This is a genomic window from Actinobaculum sp. oral taxon 183 str. F0552, from assembly GCF_000466165.1.
Taxonomy (GTDB): Bacteria; Actinomycetota; Actinomycetes; order Actinomycetales; family Actinomycetaceae; genus Peptidiphaga.
Genome location: NZ_KE951450.1, coordinates 51,371 through 74,353 on the forward strand (window position 1 = coordinate 51,371; position 22,983 = coordinate 74,353).

Sequence of the window (22,983 nt, forward strand, 5' to 3'; positions counted from 1 at the left end):
CCGGTCCCCCGCTCCCCCCGCGGATGCGCATCGATCCTCAGCCCCTCTCCAGATAGTCGGCCCGTTCGGCGTCGAGGCCGCCGATCGCCCGGGCGAGGACCGCGTGCCCGGCCAGGCCCGGGTCCTCCTCGACGACGGCTCGCGCGGCCCGCCTCGCCTCGTCGATGACGTCGCGATGGCGCAGCACGGACAGGAAGCGCAAATGGGATCCCCGGCCCGCCTGGCTGGCCCCCAGGACGTCGCCCTCGCTGCGCAGTTCGAGGTCGCGCTCGGCGAGGGCGAAACCGTCGGTCGTGGCCGCGAAGGCCGCCAGCCGGCGCATGGCCGGGGTCCCCTCCCGGCAGGACGTGACGGCCAGGCACACTCCCGGGCGGCTTCCCCTCCCTATCCGCCCGCGGAGCTGGTGGAGCTGGGACAGGCCGAAGCGGTCGGCGTCGAGGATCACCATGGCGCTGGCCTCGGGCACGTCGACTCCGACCTCCACGACCGTGGTCGAGACGAGGATCGGGGCGTGGCCGTCGGCGAAGCGGGCCATGGCGGCCGCCTTCTCCTCCGCCGGCAGCCGCCCGTGCATGACCTCCAGGCCGATCCCTGAGGTGGCGGGCAGGTCGCGGAGCATGGCGGCCGTCTCGGACACCGAGGCCAGGGGGGCGCCGGCGGCCTCGTCGTCGATCTTCGGGCAGACGACGTAGGCGCGTCCTCCGCCGCGCGCCTCTTCGGCCACGCGCTCCCACACGCGCTCCATCCACCGGCCTCTGTCGGAGGGGACCACGGTCGTGGACACCTCCGCCCGGTTGGCGGGGCGCTCCGTCAGGGTGGAGACGTCGAGGTCTCCGAAGACGCTCATGGCGATGGTGCGGGGAATCGGCGTGGCGGTCATGACGAGCGTGTGGATCCCCGAGGCGATGGCGCCGCGCTGGTCGACGCCGAAGCGGTGCTGCTCGTCGATGACGACGAGGCCGAGGAAGGGGATCCGCACGTCCTCGGACAGCAGCGCGTGGGTGCCGACGACGAGCCCCGCCTGCCCCGAGGCGATGCGCGCCAGGCTGGCGCGGCGCTGGGCCGCCGTGAGCGACCCGGTGAGCAGCTCGACCGGGGCGAGGGGGCCCAGCAGCGCCTCGATCGTGCGGACGTGCTGGTAGGCGAGGACCCCGGTGGGGGCCAGGAGGGCGGCCTGTCCGCCGCCGTCGAGGACCTGGAGCATGGCGCGCAGGGCGACCACCGTCTTGCCGCTGCCGACGTCCCCCTGCAGGAGGCGCTGCATGGGCGCCGTTCCGGCCAGGTCGGCCGAGATCTCCTCGCCGACGGCTCTCTGCCCGGCCGTCAGGCGGTAGGGGAGGCATTCCTCGAACCGTTCGGCGAGCCCTCCCGCCCTGGGAGGGTAGGCGGTGCCGAGGCGGGTCCGCGCCTCGCGGGAGCGCTCGGCGAGCGCGGCCTGCAGGACGAAGGCCTCCTCGTGGGCCATGCGCGTGCGGGCGAGCTTCCACGCCTCGTCGTCGTCGGGGGCGTGGAGTGTGCGGATCGCCTCGTACCGGGAGGGAAGGCCGCGCTCCCGCCTGTAGGCCGCGGGCAGCGGGTCGGGGAGGTCGTCCTCGCTCAGGGACGGCAGGACGGTCTCGACGGCTCGCCGGATGTGCCACGAGGGCAGCCTTTCGGTCGCGGAGTAGATGGGGATGAGCCGCTGGAGCTTGGCCACGTCCTGTTCGTCCTCGACGAGCTCGTAGTCCGGATGGGTCAGCTGCAGGCTGCCGCGGTAGGAGGAGATCGTCCCCGAGAAGCTGGCGACCGTGCCGGGGGCGAGCTTGCGCTCGTGGTATTCGAGGGGGCGCGGGCCCTTGGCGAAGAAGGTGAGGCTGAGGTCGTGGAGGCCGTCGGCGATGCGCACGGTCAGGATGTACCCGCGGCGGGCGTTCATGGGGCGCAGGGTCGAGTCCGTCACCCGGGCGATCACCGTGACGGACTCCCCTTCGCACACCTGGGAGATGGGCATGAGCTCGCCGCGGTGGGCGAGCCGGAACGGGACGTGGAGCAGGAGGTCGCCTACCGTATGGAGGCCGATTTTCGCCATCGCGTTAGCCGTCCGCGCGCCCAGAGCGCGTTCGAGCGGACGGCTCAGGGCCGTCCAGCCGTCGGATGCGACGGCGCGGCCTTCCGCTCGCCCTCCTTCCACGCGCTCGTCCTCCCTCTCCGCGGTCCTTCCGGGCCCCCGCCGACGATTCCGACGCTCCCGGTCGGATCAAGCCTACTCCCGCAGTGCCGAACGCCACCCGACCGCCGGATTGGAGGTCGTGGCTCGTCCTCGCTATAATCGTGTGGTTGCCGACGGGATGGTCGGCTCTCATGTGACGCCGCTGGCGTCCCGTCAGCGAATCGAGGAGAATATCATGGCTTCTGTCTGCGACGTCTGCGGCAAGCACCCGAGTTTCGGCAAGAGCGTCTCGCACTCGCACGTGCGCACCAGCCGCCGGTGGAATCCCAACATCCAGCGGGTCCGCGCCGTGGTCCGGGGGACGCCGAAGCGTCTGAACGTCTGCACGTCCTGCCTCAAGGCGGGGAAGGTCGAGCGCGCCGTCTGAGGGACGGGGATTCGATCTCGAGGGGCCTCGGGGCCCCTTTTCTCATGCCCGCGCTCCGGTCCCGCCGGATCCGCGGGGCGCGCCGGGCGGGCGGCGGCTCCGAGCTCGGCCCTCCGGAGAGCGGCGGCCGCCTAGGAAACGGCCCGAAGCGGCGGCCCGGTCACCTCGCGAAATGGTCCCAGCCCCCGGCGCCGGCGACGTCGGAGCCGTCCACCGTGACCCGTCCCCCTTCGACGGCCCGCCGGACGGCTCCGATCCGGCGGAAGCCCGCGGGGACGCCCCCGCGGGCCGTCCCCAGGAAGCCGTGGTCCTCTCCCCCGGCCAGGACGTGCCGGATCGCGGCGTCGCGGGGCAGACCGCGAGCCGTCAACTCCCGCACGCAGGGCTCCAGCGCCGCTGAGTCGAGGTCGATCCACACCCCCGAGGCGCGGGCCATGCGCCGGGCGTCGCGGACGAGGCCGTCGGAGACGTCCATGAGGGCGCCGACCGCCCCCTCGCGGCAGGCCGCCATCGCCGCTTCGAGGGGAGGGTCCGGGCGCAGGAAGGTGTCGACGAGGTCGGCGCCGCCGGGAGAACCGTCCCGGCGGCCGGAGGCGAGCAGCTCGTATCCGGCCGAGGAGAAGCCGAGCGGGCCGCAGTGGACGACGTCCTCGCCGACTCGGGCGTCGCTGCGGCGGCGTGCCCGCCTGCCCTCAGGGTCGCCGAGAACCGTCACTGCGACGCATACGGCGGGTCCGCCGGTCAGATCGCCTCCGTCGACGCCGGCGCCCGCGCGGCGAGCGGCGGCCGCCGTCCCCCGGGCGAACTCTTCGAGCCATTCCACTTCCATGTCCCCGGGCAGTTCCACCGCCACGACGAGGGAGACCGGGCGCGCCCCCATGGACACGGAGTCCGCCAGGCTCTGCACGGCCGCGCGCCAGCCGACGTCGTAGCCGGTGGACCAGTCGCGGGTGAAGTGCGTCCCTTCGACGAGCATGTCCGTGGAGACTGCGACGCGTTCCCCCGTCAGGCGCAGCACGGCGCAGTCGTCGCCCGAGGGGACGTCGGCCTGCGCGGCCCGGGGCAGCGTCGGGACGATCCGGGCCAGCAGTTCGTCCTCGCTCAAGTCGTCGATGCGCATGGGCCCATCATGCCATCGCCTCCCCGCCTGGACGTCCGCCGGCTCCCCCTCCGGTAGCCGTTCCGTCGCCGCCGCGGCTGGCCGCCTCCCTCTCCGGGCGCCGGCCAGCCGCCTCGCCTCCCTCCGGAAGTCCGTCGGCCTGCGAGAGCGCCCGACCGAGCTCGTAGTGGGCGATTCGGCGCATGCTCAGCAGCACGGGCTCGAAGAGGACGGTGCCGAGCACCGCGAAGGAGACGGCTTGGGAGTCCTCCCGCCGCGGAATGCGGGCGACGTCGGCGCGGGCGACGTCGCGGGCGGCCGACGCGTAGACGGCCAAGTGCTCGCCGTCCACGGGGATCCCGCTGTCCTCGACGAAGGCCAGGGCGGAGTTCAGCTGCCGGACGGCGGGAAGGTCCGCCGGAACGTCGAATCCGAGCTCGCCGAGTACGGCCGAGGCGCGGTCCGTCTCCGGCCGCTCGCCCTCGCGCATCGTGGGCAGCGCGGCCGTCACCTCCCCCATAGCCTTCCAGGGCCCCGCCTCGGAGTCGTCGATGATCGCCAGGATTCGGCGGACCTGGTCGATCGAGACGCCCAGGGTGCCGACGAGCCCGCGTATGAGGCGCAGGCGCTCGAGGTGCTCCTGCCCGTAGGAGGACTCCCTCGCATTGAGAGCCTCGCCCGGCGGCAGCAGGGACTCCCGCAGGTAGTACTTGATCGTCGCCACGGAGGCGCCCGACTCCTTCGCCAGTTCTGAGATGCGCATGTGTCCCCTTTCACTCAGGGCTCGGTTGACTCACTGGATACTCACGCTATCCTAGTTATTTAGATAGCATTACTATCCAATCGAGGAGTGACACGAATGCCCCCCAATGCACACCGCCTCGCGGCGCCCTCCGACGGGCCGGCGACCCTCGCCGCCTCCCATCCGAGCGCCGCGCCCGAACCCGCAGAACCGGCCGCGCCCGAGACTGCCGAAACCGCGCCGTCCCGTCCACGCGACCGCGCAGAGCGCCGACGCGGCCGCCTGGCCTGGGCGATCGTCGCGGCGGCGCTGCCCACCCTCATGACGGCCCTGGACAGCCTCGTCATGACTTTCGCCCTGCCCGACATCCGCGGGGACCTCGACGCCACGGTCACCCAGCTCCAGTGGTTCGTCAACGCGTACACCCTCGTACTCGCCACGCTCATCCTCCCGGCGGCGGCCCTCGGCAACCTCCTGCGACGCCGGAGGGTCTTCCTCTGGGGCGTCGCGCTCTTCACGCTGGCCTCGGCCGGGGCCGCGCTGTCCTCCACGTCCGGCGCCCTGATCGCCGCCCGCGTCGTCCAGGGGGCGGGAGGGGCCGCGATCACGACGCTTTCCCTGACGCACCTGGCCGACGCCGTTCCCACCCGGCTCCGCGAACTGGCGATCGGGATCTGGGGAGGCGTCAACGGACTCGGCGTCGCGGCCGGGCCGATCATCGGCGGAGCCGTCGTCGAGGACTTGGACTGGAGCTTCATCTTCTGGATCAACGTCCCCATCGGAGTCGTCTGCGTCGCATTGGGCCTGCGGTTCCTCGGCGAATCGCCGCGCCGGCCCCGCAGCATGGACGCGCCCGGGATCCTGCTCGGCGCCGGGTTCGTCTTCCCCTTCACCTGGGCGCTCGTCGAAGGGCCGCAACGCGGGTGGGGAGACAGGCTGACGATCGGGTGCTTCGGCGTCTCGGCGGCGTCCCTGATCCTCTTCCTCCTGCACGAGGGCGGCGCCCGCGAGCCGTACATGCCGCTCAGGCTCTTCCGCGATCGCCGGTTCGCCCTGGTCAACGCGGCGACGGCCCTCTTTTCCGCCGGGGTCTTCGGAACCGTCTTCTTCATCAGCCAGTATCTGCAGATCGGCCTGGGGTACGGGACCCTGGAGTCGGGGGTGCGCGCCACGCCGTGGACCATGCTGCCGATGGCCGTGGCTCCCGTCGCCGGCGTCCTCTCGCGCCGCTTCGGCACCCGCGCTGTCCTCGTCGCCGGCATGGGCCTGCAGACGCTCGCGCTCGTCTCCTTCGCCTTCGTCGTCCCTAATTCGACGGACTACGCGACGTTCGTCGTGCCGATGGCCGTTGCGGGCGTCGGCATGGGCCTGAGCGTGGCGCCTCTGGCCGCCGGGGCGCTCGCGGGGATCGCCCGGGCCGACCGCGCCGTAGCCTCGGGCATCAATTCGACGGTCCGCCAGCTCGGCACGGCCACGGGGATCGCTCTGTGCACAGCCGTCTTCACCGCCTTCGGCCGGTACGCGCCCGGCCAGGGCTTCGTCGACGGCCTGACCCCCTGCCTGTGGGTCTGCGCCGGAATCCTGGCCGCGGCAGGCCTGTGCGTCCTCGCGATGCCGAAGCGGACCGAGCCGAACGCCTGAGCGACGTCCCCCGGCGGCAGTCCGCTGCCGGGCACGCTTCGAACACCGCGTTCCCCGGGGCCTTCAGCCGCCGGGGGACGCACTGCGTTCGCGGTCGTGGGCCGATCATTGGCCGGTGCGGATGCGCTCGACGAACGCCTCGACGAAGCCGGCCAGGTAGTCGCGGGATTCCTCGGCGACGTCGCCGTCGGCGGTGACGCCCGCCTGCGTCGCGTTGAGGTAGAGCTCGGGCTGCTCCATGAGGTCGGCGCCGAAGAAGTTGAGGGGGCCGCGCAGATGGCTCTGGGCCAGGGCGGTTCCCAGCTGAGACGGCGAGACCCCCGCGATCGCGACGGGCTTGCCGACGAGCGCCGCCGTCCCCCACGGACGGGAACTCCACTCGAGGGCGTTGGCCAGTGCGGCGGAATACATCCGATTGTGCTCGGGCGTGATGAGGAGCACGCCGTCGGCGTCGAGGATCCCCTGCTTGAACCGGGTCGCGACCTCCGGCCAGTGGCCGTCGTAGTCACGGTTGTACAGGGGCAGATCGGCGATGGGGAGCTCGACGAACTCGACGCCCTCGGGAGCCAGGGAGGCCAGGGCCTTCGCGAGCCCGCGGTTGAGGGACTGAGAGGCCAGGCTTCCGACGATGTAGGCGATCTTCATGGGGACCTTTCCGGTGGGACGTGCTGAACGGCGGGCAGCCGACGTATCGGGTACCCGAGCGGTCAACAACCCGGAGCGCCCCCTTATTTCGCCCTGTGAGAGAAGTCACGAGGGCGGCGAGGGCCTTGGTCGCGTCGCCGCCCCGGCCCCTTGCGCCGCTATCGAATGCGCCGCTATCGGAGTCCGACGGGGCGCTCGAGCGCCAGGGCGATGAGCTCGTCGATCAGCTGCGCGTACGGCAGGCCCGTGGCCTGCCACAGGAGGGGGTACATGGAGAACTGCGTGAACCCGGGGGTCGTGTTGTGCTCGTTGACGAAGACCTCCCCCGCCTCGGTGAGGAAGAAGTCGACGCGGGTCATCCCCTCGCAGCCGAAGGCCTCGAACACCCGCGCGGCGGTCTCGCGGATGCGCGTCGCCACGGGCTCGTCCACCCTGGCGGGGATCGCCATGTGGAAGCCCTCGGTCTGAACGTACTTCGTCTCGTAGTCGTACCACTGGGCCGAGTCCATGACGATCTCGCCGAGGACCGACGTACGGGGGGCGTCGTCGCCGTGCCCGCCGAGCACCGCGCATTCGATCTCGCGGCCGGCGATCCCCTGTTCGACGATGACCTTCGGATCGGTCCCCTGGGCGCGGACCACGGCCTCCTCCAGCCCTTCGGGCGCGTCGACCCTCACGATGCCCAGGGAGGATCCGGCCCGCGCGGGCTTGACGAACACGGGGAAGCTCAGCGTGCGGGCGATCTCCTCGAGGATCCGCCCGCGCTCGGTCCGCCAGCGGCGGGGCGTGACGAGCACGTACGGGGCGACGTCGATCCCGGCCGACTGGAGGACGACCTTCATGTAGTGCTTGTCCATGCCGGCGGCCGATGCGAAGACGCCGCAGCCGACGTAGGGCACGCCGGCCATCTCGAGCATGCCCTGGAGCGTCCCGTCCTCGCCGAAGGGCCCGTGCAGCAGGGGGAAGACCACGTCCATGGTCCCCAGCGCCGCGAGCGCCCCGTCGTCGCGCCCGCGAGGGGCGAGCAGGGCGCGGTGCTCCCCCGCCAGCTCGATGAGCACCTGCTCGTCGCGCGAGGCCACCTGGCCCGTGAAGCCCGCGGCCTCCAGCCGATCCGGATCCCCGACTCCCGGAACCCACGTCCCGTCCCGGCGGATGCCGATGGGGAGAATCTCGTATCTGTCCGGATCCATCGCCCGCATGACGGACGCGGCGGTCAGGCAGGACACCGAGTGTTCGCCGGACACTCCGCCGTAGATGAGGGCAACGCGCACCTTCGCCATATTCTGGTCGCCTTCCACTTGCGAGAACCACTAGGGCGATAGCCTACCGCTATGAGCACAGAGTTCCACCTTTCGCCGGACACCGTCGCGGCGACGGCCGCCCGGCCCGAGCGCGTCCAGGGGGCGCCGGTCAATCCCCCTGTCACGCTCTCCTCGACGTACGTCAGCATGGGCGCCCCCGACGGGTCGATGCTCTACGCCCGCTGGGACACCGAATCCTGGCATCCGGCCGAACGCCTCATCGCCCGGCTCGAAGGCTCTCCTCTCCCCGCGCTCCTGCACGCGTCGGGCATGGCGGCCGTCGCCAACGCGCTTCACCTGGCTCCCGCGGGCAGTCCGGTCGTCGTGCCGCGCCACGCCTACCACGCCTCGCTCCTGCTCGCCCGGGACCGCGCCCGCCGCGAAGGCGGCGAGGTCCGGGAGGTCGACATCGCCGACACCGAGGCGGTCGTCGAGGCGCTCACGTCCGAGGGTGCGGAGGCGGGCATGGTGTGGATCGAGTCGCCCACCAACCCCATGCTGGAGATCGCCGACGTCCCGGCGATCGTCGAGGCGGCGCACGCCGTGGGCGCGCTGGTCGGAGTGGACAACACCTTCGCCACGCCGCTCGGCCAGCGCCCGCTCGAGTGGGGCGCCGATATCGTCGTGCACTCGGCGACGAAATACCTTTCTGGCCATTCGGACGTCGTCCTGGGGGCCGTCGTGACATCCCGGGAGGACTTGCGCGAGGCCCTCCGCGAGGAGCGGACCGAGTCCGGCGGCGTGGCGGGGCCCTTCGAGGCGTGGCTCCTGCTGCGGGGGATGCGCACGCTCGCCTTGAGGATGGAGCGTATCTGGGCCAACGCCGCCGAGCTGGCCGCGCGGCTCGCCGCGCACCCCCTCGTGGCGGAGGTGTGCCATCCGTCGCTTCCCTCCCACGCCCAGCACGAGCGCGCCGCGCGCCTCATGGACTGCTTCGGCGGCGTCGTGACCGTGCGCCCGGTCGGAGGCGTCGCCGCGGCGGAGGACCTCGGGAGGCATACGAGGATCTGGTTGCCGGCCACGTCCCTCGGCGGGGTGGAGTCCTCCTTCGAGCGCCGGCGCCGCTTCCCCTCGGAGGCCCCGACGGTTCCCGAGGACCTTCTGCGCGTGAGCGTGGGCATCGAGGACGTCGAAGATCTGTGGCGCGATCTCGACGCCGCCCTGCGGGCCGTGCACGCATGACGGACCGCTCGGCTCGGGGCCGCCGGAGGCCGCTCGCAGCCCGCCTGGCCCTCTGGGCCCTCTGCCCGGTCCTCTCCGCCCTTCCCGCCTGCTCCGGCGGGGCCGGATCCGCGCCGCCTTCCCGCTCGCAGCCCGCTGCGTCGCAGGCTTCCTCGAGCGCGACCGCGTCCGCGACGCCCGGAGACGACTCGACGGCGATCGAGCCGGAGACGGACTGGACGACCGGGGACGCCCAGTCGCCTCGCTATCCTACCGTGGCCGGGCACGCCATGCCCGACACCTCCCGGGTGGGCGTGCACCCGGGCTTCGAACGCGTCGTCGTCCAGTACACGGGCAGGGCGAGCGACATCACGTGGCGTGCGCGCTTCACGGGGAGGAACGCCGCGGGCCTGGCGGGGAGGCGCTTTCTGCGGGTGACGGTCGCCGGGCTGAGGGATCCCGACGAAGGCGAGACCGTGCCGGCCCTCGCGCCCGCTCCCGTCTCGGGGGCGACGCTGATCAAAGGCGTGTCCGTCGGCCTCCCCCGCGGCGGCGTCCAGACCGTCACCGTCGGACTGGACGCCGATGCGGCCTATCGCCTCATGGTCTTGGAGAATCCGACGCGGCTGGTCGTCGACCTGCGGAAGTGATCGCGCGAGCCGCGGCGCGCAGGCGGCCGTGCGGGGCGGCGTCTCAGCGCCGGCCCCTCCGCCTCCTCTCGCGGCGTTCGAGCCTCCTCCTGACGGCTTGGGAGTTCGCCGCGTCGACGTCGCGGTAGGGGTCGCCGTCCACGCGCCTGTCCCAGCGCCGCTCGCGGGGCCCTCTGCCGGCGGCGACGTCGGCGGGGCGCAGTTCGACCAGCTCCTTCGTGATGGCGGCCATGATCGCCTCGGTCATCTCCGTGAGGAGCTCGTGGGTGACCTCCCGCCCCGCGTAGTCCGAGAGGTCGAGGGGCTCGCCGATCCGCACGTCGAGCCGGGTCCGGCGGCGCCCCATCCTCCGCCAGCCGATGTCGCCCGTCCACGGATGGATGAGCCTCTCGTTCCCCCAGTGGGCGACGGGCAGGACGACGGCGTCGGGGTGCGCCAAGGCGAGCCGCGCGGAGCCGGTCTTGCCGCGCATCGGCCAGCCGTCCGGGTCGCGGGTGAAGGTCGACTCGGGGAAGACGACGAGCGCCCTGCCGGCGGCAAGGGCGTCGGACATGGCGCGCAGCGAGGAGGCGGGGCTTCCGCCGTCGGCGGGAACGTGGTCCACGTCGGAGCGGTAGACGGGTATCTGACCGAGGCGGCGCAGAGCCCATCCCAGCACGGGCGCCGTGAACAGGTCGGCCCGGCCGGCCGTGACCGGCGCACGTCCCCGCCGGTAGAGCGCCATGCACACGGACAGGGCGTCGAGGTGGCACGTGTGGTTGGAGACCACGAGGACCGGCCCGAACTCCGGGATCCTCTCCGCCCCGCTGATGCGCACGTCCTGGACGCATCTCATGGCCCCGACGGCCAGCGGCGCGACGACGCGCATGAGGAGGGGCGGACGCTCCCGGCCCACCGGTTCACGACTCCTTGACGGCGTCGGCTCCCAGGGCCTGGAGCTTCTGCATGAAATGCTCGTATCCGCGGTCGATGATGTCGATCCCGGAGACGAGCGAGGTCCCCTCGGCCGCGAGCGCGGCGATGAGATGCGAGAACCCGCCCCTCAGGTCGGGGACTTCGATGTCGGCCGAGTGGAGCTTGGCGGGGCCTTGGATGACGGCCGAGTGGTAGAAGTTGCGCTGGCCGAATCGACACGGCAGGCCGCCCAGGCATTCGCGGTACGTCTGGATCGCGGCTCCCATCTCGACCAGCGCGTCGGTGAATCCGAAGCGGTTCTCGTACACGGTCTCGTGGACGATGGAGATGCCGGTCGCCTGGGTGAGGGCGACGACGAGCGGCTGCTGCCAGTCCGTCATGAATCCCGGGTGGACGTCCGTCTGCAGCGCCATGGCCCGCAGCGTGCCGCCGGGGTGCCAGAAGCGGATGCCGTCGTCGGCGACGTCGAACTCGCCTCCTACCTTGCGGAAGACGTTCAGGAAGCTCGTCATGGTCTGCTGCTGGGCGCCGCGGACGAAGATGTCGCCTCGCGTGGCCAGGGCTGCGCACGCCCACGACCCCGCTTCGATGCGGTCCGGCAGGGCGGTGTGGGAGTAGCTGCGCAGGCTCTCGACTCCCTCGATCTTGATCGTCCGGTCCGTCTCCACCGAGATGATGGCGCCCATCTTCTGAAGGACGGCGATGAGGTCCATGATCTCGGGCTCGATGGCGGCGTTCGTCAGCTCGGTGATGCCCTCGGCCCTGACGGCGGCCAGGAGGGTCTGCTCCGTCGCCCCGACCGAGGGGTAGGGCAGGTGGACGGGCTTGGCCTTCAGCCCCTTCTTGGCCACGAGGTGCATGCCTCCCCGGCCCGGAACCCGCACGGCGCCGAAGTCCTCGAGGACCCGGATGTGGAAGTCCACGGGCCGGTCGCCGATGTGGCAGCCGCCCAGGTCGGGGATGAAGGCCTCGCCGAGGTTGTGGAGCAGGGGCCCGGCGAAGAGGATCGGGATGCGGGAGGAGCCCGCCAGGCGATCCATCTCGACTGGGTCGGACGGCAGGTGGATCCGGCCGGGCGTGATGTCCAGGACGCCGGCCTCCTGGTCGTAGTCGACGGTCACGCCGTGCATGCGCAGGAGGTCGGAGACGACGTCGACGTCGCGGATCAGGGGGACGTTGCGCAACGTGGACGTCCGGGGTGCCAGGAGGGCGGCGACCATCGCCTTGGGAACGAGATTCTTCGCCCCCCGTACGGTGATCTGGCCGCGAAGCGGAGTGCCGCCAACGATCCGGAGCCTGCTCGCCATTCCTCATCCTCTTGTGTAGTCGAGGCGGGGCCGCCCGCCCTGTGCGCCCGGCGGACGCGTCACTACAGAATAGCCTTTCAACGGCCCGCGTGCTCGGCGCCGGTCGTGGGCAACGTTACTACGGTCGTCGCCGTGCCGCGGGTCCGCGGCGGCCGTCACGCCAGGGGGGCCTGGCGGTCGATCGGCCGGGCGGAGACGACCGTTTCCGCGGGGAGGTGCCTCTTCGGCAGGGTCGTCGGCTTGAACGCGGGCCGGGAGGATTCGTAGGCGGCGATGGCGGCCTCGCTGTGGAGGGTGATGCCGACGTCGTCCAGGCCCTCCATGAGGCGCCACCGCGTGTAGTCGTCGAGCTGGAAGGGGCATGAGAAGCCCGCCGCGCTGGCCGTGCGGCTCTCCAGGTCGATCGTCACCTCGGTGCCCGGCTCGGTCTCGAGGATCTTCCACAGCTGTTCGACGTCCTCCTGGGCGACGACGCCGGCGACCAGGCCCTGCTTTCCCGAGTTCCCGCGGAAGATGTCGGCGAATTTGGGGGCGAGGACGGCCCGGAACCCGTAGTCCTTCAGCGCCCACACGGCGTGTTCGCGCGAGGAGCCGGTCCCGAAGTCGGGGCCCGCCACGAGCACCGAGCCGCGGCGGTACTCCTCCCGGTTGAGGACGAAGGAGGGGTCCTTGCGCCAGGAGGCGAAGAGGGCGTCTTCGAATCCGGTGCGGGTGATGCGCTTGAGGTAGACGGCGGGGATGATCTGGTCGGTGTCGACGGCGCTGCGGCGCAGCGGGACGCCGATCCCGGTGTGCCGGGTGAACTTCTCCATGCCGGGCTCTCCTTCCGATTCGCCGCTCAGTCCAGGTCCGAGGGCGTGGCCAGGCTTCCCTTGACGGCCGTCGCCGCCGCCACGAGCGGCGAGACGAGGTGCGTGCGGCCTCCGGGGCCCTGGCGTCCCTGGAAGTTCCGGTTCGAGGTGGAGGCGCAGCGTTCGCCGGCCACGAGCTGGTCGGGGTTCATGCCCAGGCACATCGAGCATCCGGCGTTGCGCCACTCGGCCCCGAAGTCGAGGAAGACCCTGTCGAGCCCCTCGGCTTCGGCCTGCAGGCGCACCCGCGCCGACCCGGGAACCACCATCACGCGGGTTTCCGGGGCCTTCTTGCGGCCCTCGACGACGGCCGCGGCGGCGCGCAGGTCCTCGATGCGCCCGTTCGTGCACGAGCCGATGAACACGGTGTCGATGCCGATCTGGCGCATCGGCGTCCCCGGGGTCAGGCCCATGTACTCGATCGCGCCCTCGGCGGCCCTGCGCTGCGTCTCGTCGGCGATGTCGGTCGGCTCCGGCACGCTCCCCGAGATGCCGATTCCCTGGCCGGGGTTGGTCCCCCACGTGACGAAGGGCTCCAGTTCGTCGGCGTCGAGGTGGACGACGGTGTCGAATTCGGCGTCGTCGTCGCTGGCGAGGGTGCGCCAGTAGGCGACGGCCTCCTTCCAGTTCTCCGGCGCGTTCGGCCGGCCCTCGACGTAGGCGAAGGTCGTCTCGTCGGGAGCGACCATTCCGGCCCGCGCGCCGGCTTCGATCGACATGTTGCAGATCGTCATCCGGGCCTCCATCGACAGGGAGCGGATGGCCTCTCCGCGGTATTCGATGACGTGGCCCTGGGCGCCGTTCGTCCCGATCTTGGCGATGATCGCCAGGATGACGTCCTTGGCGGTGGTTCCGGGCTTGAGTTCGCCGTCGACGTCGATGGCCATCGTCTTGAAGGGGGCGAGGGGAAGGGTCTGGGTGGCCAGGACGTGCTCGACCTCCGAGGTTCCGATCCCGAGGGCCAGCGAGCCGAAGGCGCCGTGGGTGGACGTGTGGGAGTCGCCGCACACGATGGTCATGCCGGGCTGGGTGAGCCCGAGCTGGGGGCCGACGACGTGGACGATGCCCTGGTCGGCGTCGCCCAGCGAGTAGATGGGCACGCCGAACTCCTCGCAGTTCCGCCGCAGGGCCTCGATCTGAGCGCGCGAGGTGAGGTCCGCGATGGGCAGGTCGATGTCGAGGGTCGGCGTGTTGTGGTCCTCCGTGGCCAGCGTCAGATCTGGCCTGCGCACGGGGCGCCCCGCGAGGCGGAGGCCCTCGAAGGCCTGGGGGCTCGTCACCTCGTGGACGAGCTGGAGGTCGATGAACAGGAGGTCGGGGGCGCCGTTCTCGCCGCGCTGGACGATGTGGTCCCGCCACACCTTCTCCGCCAGAGTCGCACCCATGACGCTACCTCCCCGTGTACGATCGTGTCCGTCAAGAATGACGCGACCCCGCCGATCCGCGCACTTGCATCTCACGGTTTGAGATGGAAGTATCAGCCCATGGACAGCTCTTCGACGTCGGACGCCAACGCCAGCGGCGTTGGCGTCATCGACAAGGCATCCTACGTTCTCGCGGCGCTGGAGGCGGGGCCGCAGACTCTCACCCAGCTCGTGACGGCCACGCATCTGGCGCGCCCGACGGCGCACCGCCTGGCCGTGGCGCTCGAATTCCACCGCTTCGTCGCCCGGGACTCGCAGGGGCGGTTCGTCCTGGGCCCCCGCCTGGGCGAGCTGGCCTCGGCTGCGGGCGAGGACCGGCTCCTGGCCTCGGCCAACCCCGTGCTCGTCGCCCTGCGGGATCACACGGGCGAGTCCGCCCAGCTCTACCGCCGTCAAGGCGAGCAGAGGGTGTGCGTGGCCGCCGCCGAGCGCTCGATCGGCCTGCGCGATTCGATCCCCATCGGCCTGACGCTGTCGATGAAGGCGGGCTCGGCGGCCCAGATCCTCCTCGCCTGGGAGGAGCCCGACCAGCTCCACCGAGGCCTGCACGGGGCGAGCTTCACCGCGACCAACCTGTCGGCGGTCCGCCGCCGGGGGTGGGCTCAGTCGATCGCCGAGAGGGAGGCCGGCGTCGCCTCCCTCTCGGCGCCCGTGCGGGGGCCCTCGGGCCGGGTGATCGCAGCGGTCTCGATTTCCGGCCCCATCGAGCGAATGGGCCGGCAGCCCGGCCGCCAGCACGCCGCCGCCGTCGTCACCGCGGCCAAGCGCCTGACCGACGTCCTGCAGACGACCGAGGGCCTCAACGCGGATCTGTGAAGGTGCGGCTGCGGCGCGGCCTTGCAGGCACACGTTACAGGACAAACAAAGCCCGCGCGCAAAACTCCGCAAAATTCATGCGCAAAAGACGGGCGAAAAGTGCATCGACGCATAAAAATGCATGAAATACGTACTTTTCATGTATCTAAGTACTTTTCATGCGAAGCGCCGACATCTCGACGGCGAAACGGCAGTATCTCGATAGCGGACGCAAAGCAAAAGACAGGGGAGCGAAGGATCCGGCTTCGCTCCCCTGCCGAACAGACAAACAGAGGCAATCGTGATGGCACTTCCCGTTATCGGGCGAAGCGGAAAAAGTCTTGGCACATACCGATGCCGATCAACGGAAAAGGCGCCCTACAGGCCAAAACCACTATATGGGCACAATGCTTCACTTACAGTTTCTTGCATCACCACCACAGATCGTCCTGCGTCCAGTTGCATTTGTGCCGCAACACGTATCCAGGGAGATCCCACATCGGATTAGAAGGCCGCGCCGCTTCCAGGTCCCAATGGAAGCCAGCTCCCCAAAACGCATATCCATACGCAACGTGGCAAGCATACTGCTGTTCTAGCGTTGCCGCTGGATTCTGGCCGACAAGACGGTCTTTCCATTCCTCCCAGCCAATGTAACGAATAATTTGATTGCCTACGACTATATTTGAGGGGATGCCACTTCCAGTATAGACAGCCATTCCCCAAGCCGATAGCATGCCCGAATAGACATCTTGGCCTTCATACTGGCCTTTCCTGTTCGTCTCCAATGTTTCGAACAGGTCCGCCCCCAACCACGGATCGGCGACGACGGGATACGTGAATTTGTCGCTGTGGTCGACCACTTGGGTGACAGCATCGCCTTTGACCTCGTAGTGGGTCGGGACGCTCTTGCCTTTGGCGTCCTTGGCCCAGGCGGGCGCGATTCCAGCGACCAACTTCCCATTTTTCGTCACGAGGATGGAATTTGCTTTTTGCTCGATCTTCGCTCCTTGCGGCACCTTCATTTTATAGGTGTATCGTTTCGGGGCCTTTGCGTCATTAATCACGGTATTGATCTGCGTGCTGCCGTCGCCGCGTGCGATCGGAGTCGTGGACGAGCTGTTCTTGTTGTCGAAGGTGACGGTTCCGGAGTGCGACGAGGCGGCTTTCGCCGCCGAGCCGGAGAACGGCAGCGTCACGGAGACGGCGCCGTTTCGGCCGGCGATCGTCACATCCGATCTGGGGTCGGTGGGGATTGTGACGCCGACGCCTCGCTGCGTCGTCTTCAACGCGTCTGCGCCGGACGTGCTAGCCGGAACGTCGGTGGCCGCCTCGGTCAGCTTGCGATCGACTCCCGCGATGGCTTGGTAGGCCTTCTGCGCGGTTGCGCTCGACGTGGTGTCGGCCCCTTGGCCTGACGACTCCGCAGCGACCGACGTCCCCGCTATCCCCAGTGACAATGCCGACAGCGACGCTACGATACGGACGAACCTCATTGTATCCTCCTAAAATAATTAGCTACAATAAGTAGTTTTGTCCTTGTTTCGCAGGCTAATCTTTTCCGTGGAAGCGCGCAATGGGTCCATTCAGGATAGGATTCCCCACGGCGCCCGCGCAGGCCGCACGCGGAAACCCTGCCGGCGCCGTCTCCCGCGACCTGCGAGCGTCCGCCGCCTCAGGGCGCCCGCCCGCTCTCTCATCTCATCGCGCCGGATCGGGCCCACAGGAGCGTCGAGCAGGCGGTCGTCGTCCAGACCAGGCACGCGATCCCCGCGAAACCCCATGAGCCGGTCATCAGCGGGCCGCCCAGAGCTCCGGCGACGGCGCTCCCCGCGTACATGAGGACGTTCGCCAGGGCCGAGACCGTCCCCCGCGCGGTTGCCGTCAGCGACTGCAAGAGCCCCATGAACACGGGGAATAGGGTCCCGCCGGTGAAGAAGACGACGGACAGGACGGCGAGGGCCACGGCCAGGTTTCCGCTCCACGGCAGGGCCGGATAGCAGACGAGGTAGGCGAGCATGCAGCCTAGGAGCGTCCGGCCGGTCCCCCATCGGGCGACGATGCGCGGCCCCGCCAGTGCGCCCAGGGTGTTGCCGGTGCCCAGGGCGATCATGGCGTAGCCGACCCCCGTCGCGTCCAGGGCGAAGTCCGTGGAGAACCAGGTCGGCGCGAAGGACAGGACGGCGAAGTTGCCGAGCTGGAAGACAAAGTAGGCCGCGAAGCGCCAGCGAGCCGCCGGTACGGCCAGAAGGCCTCCGTATTGGGCGATCACGCGGGTCTTCGAGGCCTGCGGCGGCACGGGCGGATACCACAGCCACAGAGCGAGGGACGTCCCCGCGCCCGCGGCGCCGACGGCGAGGAACGGGGCGGCCGTCGAGACGGCGCCGAGCAGGCTTCCCACGGGCACGCCCACGAGTTGGGCGACCGTCAGGCCGGCCGTCGGCGCGGCCATCGCCGCGACGACCCGCCCGGGAGGCACGAGCTGGGGGATCGCAGCCCACACCTGCGGGGCGGCGACGGCCGCGCACACCCCCGCCAGGGCGCGGAGGGCGATCATCTGCCACAGCGTCGAGGCCAGCCCGCAGGCGGCCGTCGCCGCGGAGAAGGCGCTCATGCCGGCGACGAGCACGCGCCGCCGGTCGAAGCGGTCGGACACCGGACCGGCGAACACCGCGGTGACGCAGTAGCCGATCGCGTAGGCCGAGACCATCCACCCCGCCGAGGCGGGCGGGCTGGCGAAGCGCGCCGTCAGCTCCGGCAGGAGGGGCGCGACGAGGAAGGTGTCGGTTCCCACGAGGAACATAACGCCGAAGGAGAGGATGGACAGGGGTGCCATTTTGTGCCTTTCTCGCCGCCGAGCGGCGTTCGGGCCGGATTCCGCGTCCTGGGGATCCGGCTGCTCCGCATGCCATCCGCTACGCTAAACTCTGACATCGATGTCAGAGTCAAGGGCGAGGGAGGACGCGTGCGCATCGGCGAGGTGGCGAGGCTGTCGGGGCTGTCCGTGCGGCAGGTCCGCTACTACACGGACACCGGGCTCCTGGCGGCGGACAGGCTGCCCAACGGATACAGGGACTATGCCGCCGGATCGGCCGGACGGGCCCGGCGGATCCACGCCCTGTTCGCGGTCGGCCTGCGCCTGAGCGACGTGCGCCGGCTCACCCCGTGCATCGCGCGGGACTCGACCGCCATGTGCCCGTCGGCCCGCCGGGCGCTGGAACGCCAGGTCGAGGACCTGCAGCGGCGGATCGACCGATTGAAGGAAGCCCAGGAGGTCATCCTGGACAGGTTGGAAGCCAGGTAGGCCGGCGGTCGCCGGCACGGCTCCCGGCTGCGAGGAGCGATCCGGCTGCGGGCGAACCAGGCGATCCGGCGGCGTCGAATGCCGGCGGGCAACGCGGGATTGCGCGGGGCGGCCGCGCGCCGCGCCGGGGACGGCGAGGTCCCATCCGCCGCATCGTCGGCCGCACGGCCTACGCTCGCGTAGGTCGCTGTGGATCGCAACGCCTCCGGGGAGCTAGGATATCGGGGTGAAGCGAACGCTCCTCGTCACCAACGACTTCCCGCCACGCAGAGGGGGGATCCAGACCTATCTGGAGGGATTCGTCGGGGAACTGGACCCCGAGGCGCTCACGGTCTACTGTTCGAGCCCGCCGGGCGGAGGCGCCGCCGACTACGACGCCGAGCAGCCGTGGACGACGATCCGCCATCCGGAGACGACGATGCTCCCCACGCCCGCCGTCCGCCGCACGATGCAGCGTATCATCCGCGAGAGGGCCGTGGAGGCCGTCTGGTTCGGCGCGTCGACGCCTCTGGGGATCATGGCCCGCGCTGCGCGGGCGGCGGGGGCCTCGCGCGTCGTCTCGACGACTCACGGGCACGAGATCGGCTGGTCGATGATCCCCGGGGCCAGGTCCTTCCTCAAACGCGTTTTCCGGGGAGCCGACGTCGTCACCTACCTGACGGAGGCGACGCTGCGGCGCCTGGAGACCTGCCTGGGCGACGTCCGCAGGGTCCGCATGCCGGGCGGGATCGCCCCCGAGGACTTCGCCTTCTCCTCCGAATGGCGCTCCGCCCTGCGCGAGCGCTACGGGATCGGGGGCGAGCCCGTCGTCGTCTGCATCTCCCGACTGGTCGAGCGCAAGGGCCAGGACACGCTCATCCGGGCCTGGCCCGCGATCCTGGAAGGCCACCCCGACGCCAGACTCGTCATCGTCGGGAAGGGCCCCTACGAGGCGAAGCTGAGATCCCTGGCGGCATCCTGCCCGGCGCGGGAGTCGATCGTCTTCACCGGGGAGGTCCCCTTCGCCGAACTCGCCGCGCACTACAGCCTCGGGGACGTCTTCGCCATGCCGTGCCGCACCCGGGGAGGAGGCCTGGACATCGAGGGGCTGGGCATCGTCTACCTGGAGGCGTACGCGGCGGGGCTGCCCGTCGTCGCCGGGGATTCGGGCGGCGCCCCCGAAGCCGTCCTGCCCGGGGTCACCGGGCTCGTGGCCGCCGGCCGCAGCGCCGAGGCCTGCGCCGCCGCCGTCGCGTACATGCTCGACGATCCGGTCCGCGCGAAGGCCATGGGCGAGGCCGGGCGCCGATGGGTCGACCGGGCGTGGCGCTGGTCGACCCTCGCGGCCCCCCTGCTGAAGGAGCTGACATGACATCCACCCACATGGTCCTCGTCTTCCCGCTGGCGATCGCGGTCGGGTTCATCCTTCCGGTCCAAAGCGCCATGAACACCCGGCTGAAGGTCTCCGTGGGGACGACGCTCGCCGCCTCCTTCGTCGCCTACGCGCTCGGCACCATCTTCCTGGGCGCGTTCGTAGCGGCCGGCAGGATGCCCGTCCTCCCCGGGGCGGACGCGCCGTGGTGGTCCTACACCAGCGGCGCCCTCGGCGTGCTCGCCCTCGTCACGGTGATCCTCATCTTCCCGAAGGTGGGGGCTGTGGAGACCGTCGTGCTGCCCGTGGCCGGGAAGATCGTCTCCGGCCTGCTCATCGACCATTTCGGCTGGTTCAACTCGCCGGTCCAGCCGATATCCGTCTGGAGGGTCCTCGGCGGCTGCCTGGCCGGGGCGGGCATGATCATCGCCTTCTACGCGCGCGGCCGCGGCTCGGCGAAGCCCGCGCTCGTGTGGCGGTTCCTGGGCGTCCTCGTGGGCGTGTACGCCGCCGTCCAGGCCGCGGTCAACGGGAATCTCAACAAGGCGCTGGGCTCGTCGATCTCCTCGGGCCTGATCACCTACGGGACGGGGGCTCTCCTCCTGCTGGTCCTCATGGCCCTCACCTGGCAGTGGCCGAAGCGGCAGGAGCCCGGCCCCGTGTGGATGTGGCTCGGCGGCCCCGTCGGGGCGCTGTTCGTCGCCGGTATGGCGGGCCTCGTTCCGAAGCTGGGAACGGGGGTCAGTCTGATGGTCGTGCTCATCGGCCAGCTTCTGGGCTCGATGACCATCGAGCAGTTCGGCCTCTTCGGAGCCCAGAAGACGCCCGTGGGGATCGTCCAGCTCGCCGGCGTGGCCGTGGTGGCCGCGGGCATGGCCGCGTACTACCTGAGCTGAAGGCGCGCCTGCCGCGCGGGCGCGGTCCGGTGCGCCCTCACCGCTCCCCCGTCGTCGCCGGGGCTCCGGGCGCCCGCTCCTAGCCAGCCGCCAGGGGCCGGGGCCGCGGTGACGAGCCGGATGCGGGGAACGCCCAGTATCATCATTGATCCGCCGTCCACACCGAATTGCTATAGCATCGGCGCATGGGCCGTCTGTCGTTGGTGTCGTGTTCCGATCCCGTCCAGCCTCCGCCTGCCGGAAGGCTGGGAGAGCTCGTCTCGGCTCTGGCCGCCGCCGGGTACGATCCGGACGCCGAGGCGATCCGGGAGCTCGGAGCGGACGGCTGGAGACGGGACCCTCGGCGGCGGGCCGGCATGCTCAACCGGGCCTTCGCCGATCCGGGCGTGGAGGCGGTCGTCGACGTCTCGGGCGGGGACCTCGCCAACGAGGTCCTCTCCTACCTCGACTGGGGGACGATAGCCGCCAACCCGAAGCCCGTGGTCGGGTACTCCGACTTGACGTGCGTCCTCAACGCGATCGTGGCGCGAACGGGCCGGACGGCCGTCCTGTGGAATGCGATGGCCGGCCTGCACCGCGGATTCGGCGTTCTCGACGCGGCCCTCGCCGGCGAGACGATCAGGCCCGCGCTCGCCGGGGCCGACGGCGACGCGGACGCCTTCGAGGCGCTCCCCTGGCTCGGGGGCAACCTCAGGTGTTTCCTCAAACTCGCGGGGACGCGGTACTGGCCGGACCTCGCCGGGGGCGTGCTCCTCGTCGAGTCGTTGGGCGCTTCGCTGAAGGCTCTCGCCGCCGGCCTGGCGCATCACGCGCATCTGGGGACTTTCGGGAAGGTCGCCGGGATCGCCGTCGGTCAGCTCACCGCCGTCGACGAGGCGGGCCAACGCGAGGCGGCTCTGGCCCTCGTGGGCGAATACGCGGGCCGGATCCCGGTGATCGAGGCGCCGGGCCTGGGCCATTCCGCCGATTCGCAGGCCGCGACGCTCGGGTGAGCGGCGGGGCGTGGCAGGCTGTGAGCCCCGCACGTTCCACGTGCTCGGCCCCGTCCGAGCAGACGGGGCCGAGCACGGCATCGGAATCGTCGATGAATGCTCCGACGGCCCGGGGGCGTCAGTTGAAGCGGCGCCGGTAGGCGAGCAGCCCGCCGCCCACCACGAGGAAGGAGGCCGCGACCACGCCGGTGGTCAGCGAGTCCGCGCCGGTCGACGGCAGGGATGAGGCCTGTGCCTGCTTCTTCGCGGGTTTCGTGTCGGGTTTGACGGTGACGTCCACCTGGACGTCTCCGCCCGCGTTGATCGTCCCCTCGTTCGCGGTCCCGATCGATTTGGCGTTGACGCCGGGCCTGCCGACCGACTGCAGCGTTCCCGCCCACTTGCCGACCTCGGAGGCCCGCTCCTGCGATGAGACGGCGACGGCGCCGGGGTTCGGCGTGCGTGCGACCGGGTTCTGGATGCCGGGGATGACGGGAGAGGCGCCGCCCGGATCCTTGGACGGCGCCTGCTTGGACGGGGCCGTCGGATCCTCGCGATGCTTGGGGGACGTCGGGCTCGTCGAGGTGGAAGGGCTGGACGGCTTCGGATCGCCGGAACCGCTCGCGGACGGCGAAGGGGAGGGGTTCGGAGTGGTTGGGGGGTCATCCGAGACGTCGGCATGCTTCCCCTGGGCCGTGGCTCCCGCCTTGCCGGATGTGGAGGAGGTCGTGCCCGACGGGGAAGGCTTGGTCGACGCGTCGGCCGACTGCTTCGAAGAGCTCGGGGCTGAAGGGTTCGGGGTTCCAGTGTCGTCGGCAGCCGCCACTCCCGTGGAAAGCCCCGTGACGGTCGCCGCCAGAGCGAATGCGGCGTTCACGTGCGTCAGTCGCTTCATCTTCACACCACTTTTCTCAAAATCATTTGTATGAAAGGAAGTGAGCGTTGTCCGATCCGTCAGGACGGACCTGTCACAGTCATCTAGTTTACCCAATCGCATATAACACGCCAAGCCGCTGATCGGACTTCGTCCCGCAATCGACCAGGCAGCGCTCCCCGCCTATGAGACGAGTCCCGGGATCTTTGAGATCTCCGGGACTCGTTCCGAGGAAATGGGCGGTGGTACCCCCAGCGGGATTTGAACCCGCGTTACCGCCGTGAGAGGGCGGCGTCCTGGACCACTAGACGATAGGGGCAGAGCGAAAACCCACGTTTTCGCTGGCTGGGGTACCAGGACTCGAACCTAGAATGGATGAACCAGAATCACCAGTGTTGCCAATTACACCATACCCCAAGGGCTTCGCCCGCTCACGCCGGCGACAGATATGTAGGCTACCCGATTTCCCCGTCCACGACC

21 protein-coding genes and 2 tRNA genes are annotated in these 22,983 nt (G+C 70.5%); 9 read left to right on the plus strand and 14 right to left on the minus strand.

The genetic code is table 11. The features are described from left to right. Nucleotides 1-37: 37 nt before the first annotated feature. Complete coding sequence (locus HMPREF0043_RS07655; protein ID WP_269528723.1) at nt 38-2,170, minus strand: ATP-dependent DNA helicase RecG; 2,133 nt, start codon at nt 2,168-2,170, stop codon at nt 38-40. A gap of 214 nt (nt 2,171-2,384) precedes the next feature. On the opposite strand from HMPREF0043_RS07655, the gene rpmB reads away from it, so the two are divergent. After that, nucleotides 2,385-2,576, plus strand: coding sequence for a 50S ribosomal protein L28 (gene rpmB, locus HMPREF0043_RS07660; RefSeq protein ID WP_040318132.1), 192 nt, complete (start codon nt 2,385-2,387; stop codon nt 2,574-2,576). 160 nt (nt 2,577-2,736) lie between these two features. Here rpmB and thiL read toward each other — a convergent pair whose 3' ends face one another. Continuing rightward, a complete protein-coding gene (gene thiL, locus HMPREF0043_RS07665; protein WP_021602446.1) occupies nt 2,737-3,696 on the minus strand; it encodes a thiamine-phosphate kinase in 960 nt (319 codons plus the stop codon). 7 nt (nt 3,697-3,703) lie between these two features. Then, complete coding sequence (locus tag HMPREF0043_RS07670) at nt 3,704-4,438, minus strand: MerR family transcriptional regulator (RefSeq protein WP_021602447.1); 735 nt, start codon at nt 4,436-4,438, stop codon at nt 3,704-3,706. A 96-nt stretch (nt 4,439-4,534) separates the two neighbouring features. Here HMPREF0043_RS07670 and HMPREF0043_RS07675 point away from each other — a divergent pair, with 96 nt between their 5' ends. Next, nucleotides 4,535-6,058, plus strand: a complete 1,524-nt coding sequence (locus tag HMPREF0043_RS07675) for an MFS transporter (RefSeq protein WP_084432433.1) — start codon at nt 4,535-4,537, stop codon at nt 6,056-6,058. Nucleotides 6,059-6,163: 105 nt separating this feature from the next. Here the strand turns inward: HMPREF0043_RS07675 and HMPREF0043_RS07680 are convergent, their stop codons facing one another. Next, nucleotides 6,164-6,703, minus strand: coding sequence for an NADPH-dependent FMN reductase (locus HMPREF0043_RS07680; protein ID WP_021602449.1), 540 nt, complete (start codon nt 6,701-6,703; stop codon nt 6,164-6,166). 173 nt (nt 6,704-6,876) lie between these two features. Continuing rightward, nucleotides 6,877-7,986: a D-alanine--D-alanine ligase family protein gene (locus tag HMPREF0043_RS07685; protein ID WP_021602450.1), complete on the minus strand. Its 1,110-nt coding sequence runs from the start codon at nt 7,984-7,986 to the stop codon at nt 6,877-6,879. 51 nt (nt 7,987-8,037) lie between these two features. Between HMPREF0043_RS07685 and HMPREF0043_RS07690 the strand changes: the two genes are divergently transcribed. Next, nucleotides 8,038-9,189 (plus strand): trans-sulfuration enzyme family protein, encoded by a 1,152-nt coding sequence (locus HMPREF0043_RS07690; RefSeq protein ID WP_021602451.1) that lies wholly within the window; start codon nt 8,038-8,040, stop codon nt 9,187-9,189. Further along, complete coding sequence (locus HMPREF0043_RS07695) at nt 9,186-9,818, plus strand: AMIN-like domain-containing (lipo)protein (RefSeq protein ID WP_021602452.1); 633 nt, start codon at nt 9,186-9,188, stop codon at nt 9,816-9,818. Before HMPREF0043_RS07690 ends, HMPREF0043_RS07695 begins: the two co-directional genes overlap by 4 nt. A gap of 43 nt (nt 9,819-9,861) precedes the next feature. On the opposite strand, the gene HMPREF0043_RS07700 is transcribed toward HMPREF0043_RS07695, so the two are convergent. From HMPREF0043_RS07700 to leuC, 4 genes are all read right to left on the minus strand, one after another. Further along, entirely contained in the window at nt 9,862-10,713 is an 852-nt protein-coding gene (locus tag HMPREF0043_RS07700) for a lysophospholipid acyltransferase family protein (RefSeq protein ID WP_051317497.1), read from the minus strand. Nucleotides 10,714-10,717: 4 nt separating this feature from the next. After that, complete coding sequence (gene murA, locus HMPREF0043_RS07705; protein WP_021602454.1) at nt 10,718-12,040, minus strand: UDP-N-acetylglucosamine 1-carboxyvinyltransferase; 1,323 nt, start codon at nt 12,038-12,040, stop codon at nt 10,718-10,720. A 155-nt stretch (nt 12,041-12,195) separates the two neighbouring features. Continuing rightward, entirely contained in the window at nt 12,196-12,852 is a 657-nt protein-coding gene (gene leuD, locus HMPREF0043_RS07710; RefSeq protein ID WP_021602455.1) for a 3-isopropylmalate dehydratase small subunit, read from the minus strand. 26 nt (nt 12,853-12,878) lie between these two features. Beyond that, nucleotides 12,879-14,276 carry a 3-isopropylmalate dehydratase large subunit gene (leuC, locus tag HMPREF0043_RS07715; protein ID WP_021602456.1) on the minus strand — a complete coding sequence of 466 codons (1,398 nt, stop codon included), beginning with the start codon at nt 14,274-14,276 and terminating at the stop codon, nt 12,879-12,881. 99 nt (nt 14,277-14,375) lie between these two features. Between leuC and HMPREF0043_RS07720 the strand changes: the two genes are divergently transcribed. Further along, the gene (locus tag HMPREF0043_RS07720; protein ID WP_021602457.1) at nt 14,376-15,131 is read left to right on the plus strand and encodes an IclR family transcriptional regulator; all 756 of its coding nucleotides are present in this window, start codon (nt 14,376-14,378) and stop codon (nt 15,129-15,131) included. A 410-nt stretch (nt 15,132-15,541) separates the two neighbouring features. Here the strand turns inward: HMPREF0043_RS07720 and HMPREF0043_RS10305 are convergent, their stop codons facing one another. Then, a complete protein-coding gene (locus tag HMPREF0043_RS10305) occupies nt 15,542-16,603 on the minus strand; it encodes a hypothetical protein (RefSeq protein ID WP_021602459.1) in 1,062 nt (353 codons plus the stop codon). Between the two features lie 200 nt (nt 16,604-16,803). Next, entirely contained in the window at nt 16,804-17,943 is a 1,140-nt protein-coding gene (locus HMPREF0043_RS07730) for an MFS transporter (RefSeq protein ID WP_021602460.1), read from the minus strand. Nucleotides 17,944-18,072: 129 nt separating this feature from the next. On the opposite strand from HMPREF0043_RS07730, the gene HMPREF0043_RS07735 reads away from it, so the two are divergent. The 4 genes from HMPREF0043_RS07735 (at nt 18,073) to HMPREF0043_RS07750 (ending at nt 21,650) form a co-directional block, all read left to right on the plus strand. Further along, a complete protein-coding gene (locus HMPREF0043_RS07735) occupies nt 18,073-18,411 on the plus strand; it encodes a MerR family DNA-binding transcriptional regulator (protein WP_040318157.1) in 339 nt (112 codons plus the stop codon). Between the two features lie 226 nt (nt 18,412-18,637). Beyond that, nucleotides 18,638-19,762, plus strand: a complete 1,125-nt coding sequence (locus HMPREF0043_RS07740) for a glycosyltransferase family 4 protein (protein WP_021602462.1) — start codon at nt 18,638-18,640, stop codon at nt 19,760-19,762. Further along, nucleotides 19,759-20,658: a DMT family transporter gene (locus tag HMPREF0043_RS07745; protein ID WP_021602463.1), complete on the plus strand. Its 900-nt coding sequence runs from the start codon at nt 19,759-19,761 to the stop codon at nt 20,656-20,658. The genes HMPREF0043_RS07740 and HMPREF0043_RS07745 overlap by 4 nt, the downstream gene beginning before the upstream one ends. A 185-nt stretch (nt 20,659-20,843) precedes the next feature. Further along, nucleotides 20,844-21,650: an LD-carboxypeptidase gene (locus HMPREF0043_RS07750; RefSeq protein ID WP_021602464.1), complete on the plus strand. Its 807-nt coding sequence runs from the start codon at nt 20,844-20,846 to the stop codon at nt 21,648-21,650. Between the two features lie 118 nt (nt 21,651-21,768). Here HMPREF0043_RS07750 and HMPREF0043_RS07755 read toward each other — a convergent pair whose 3' ends face one another. The 3 genes from HMPREF0043_RS07755 to HMPREF0043_RS07765 form a co-directional block, all read right to left on the minus strand. Next, on the minus strand, nt 21,769-22,524 hold the full coding sequence (locus HMPREF0043_RS07755) for an LPXTG cell wall anchor domain-containing protein (RefSeq protein WP_021602465.1): 756 nt from the start codon (nt 22,522-22,524) through the stop codon (nt 21,769-21,771). Between the two features lie 222 nt (nt 22,525-22,746). Continuing rightward, nucleotides 22,747-22,822 (minus strand) — tRNA-Glu (locus tag HMPREF0043_RS07760). Between the two features lie 23 nt (nt 22,823-22,845). Beyond that, nucleotides 22,846-22,920 (minus strand) — tRNA-Gln (locus tag HMPREF0043_RS07765). Between the last annotated feature and the right edge of the window lie 63 nt (nt 22,921-22,983).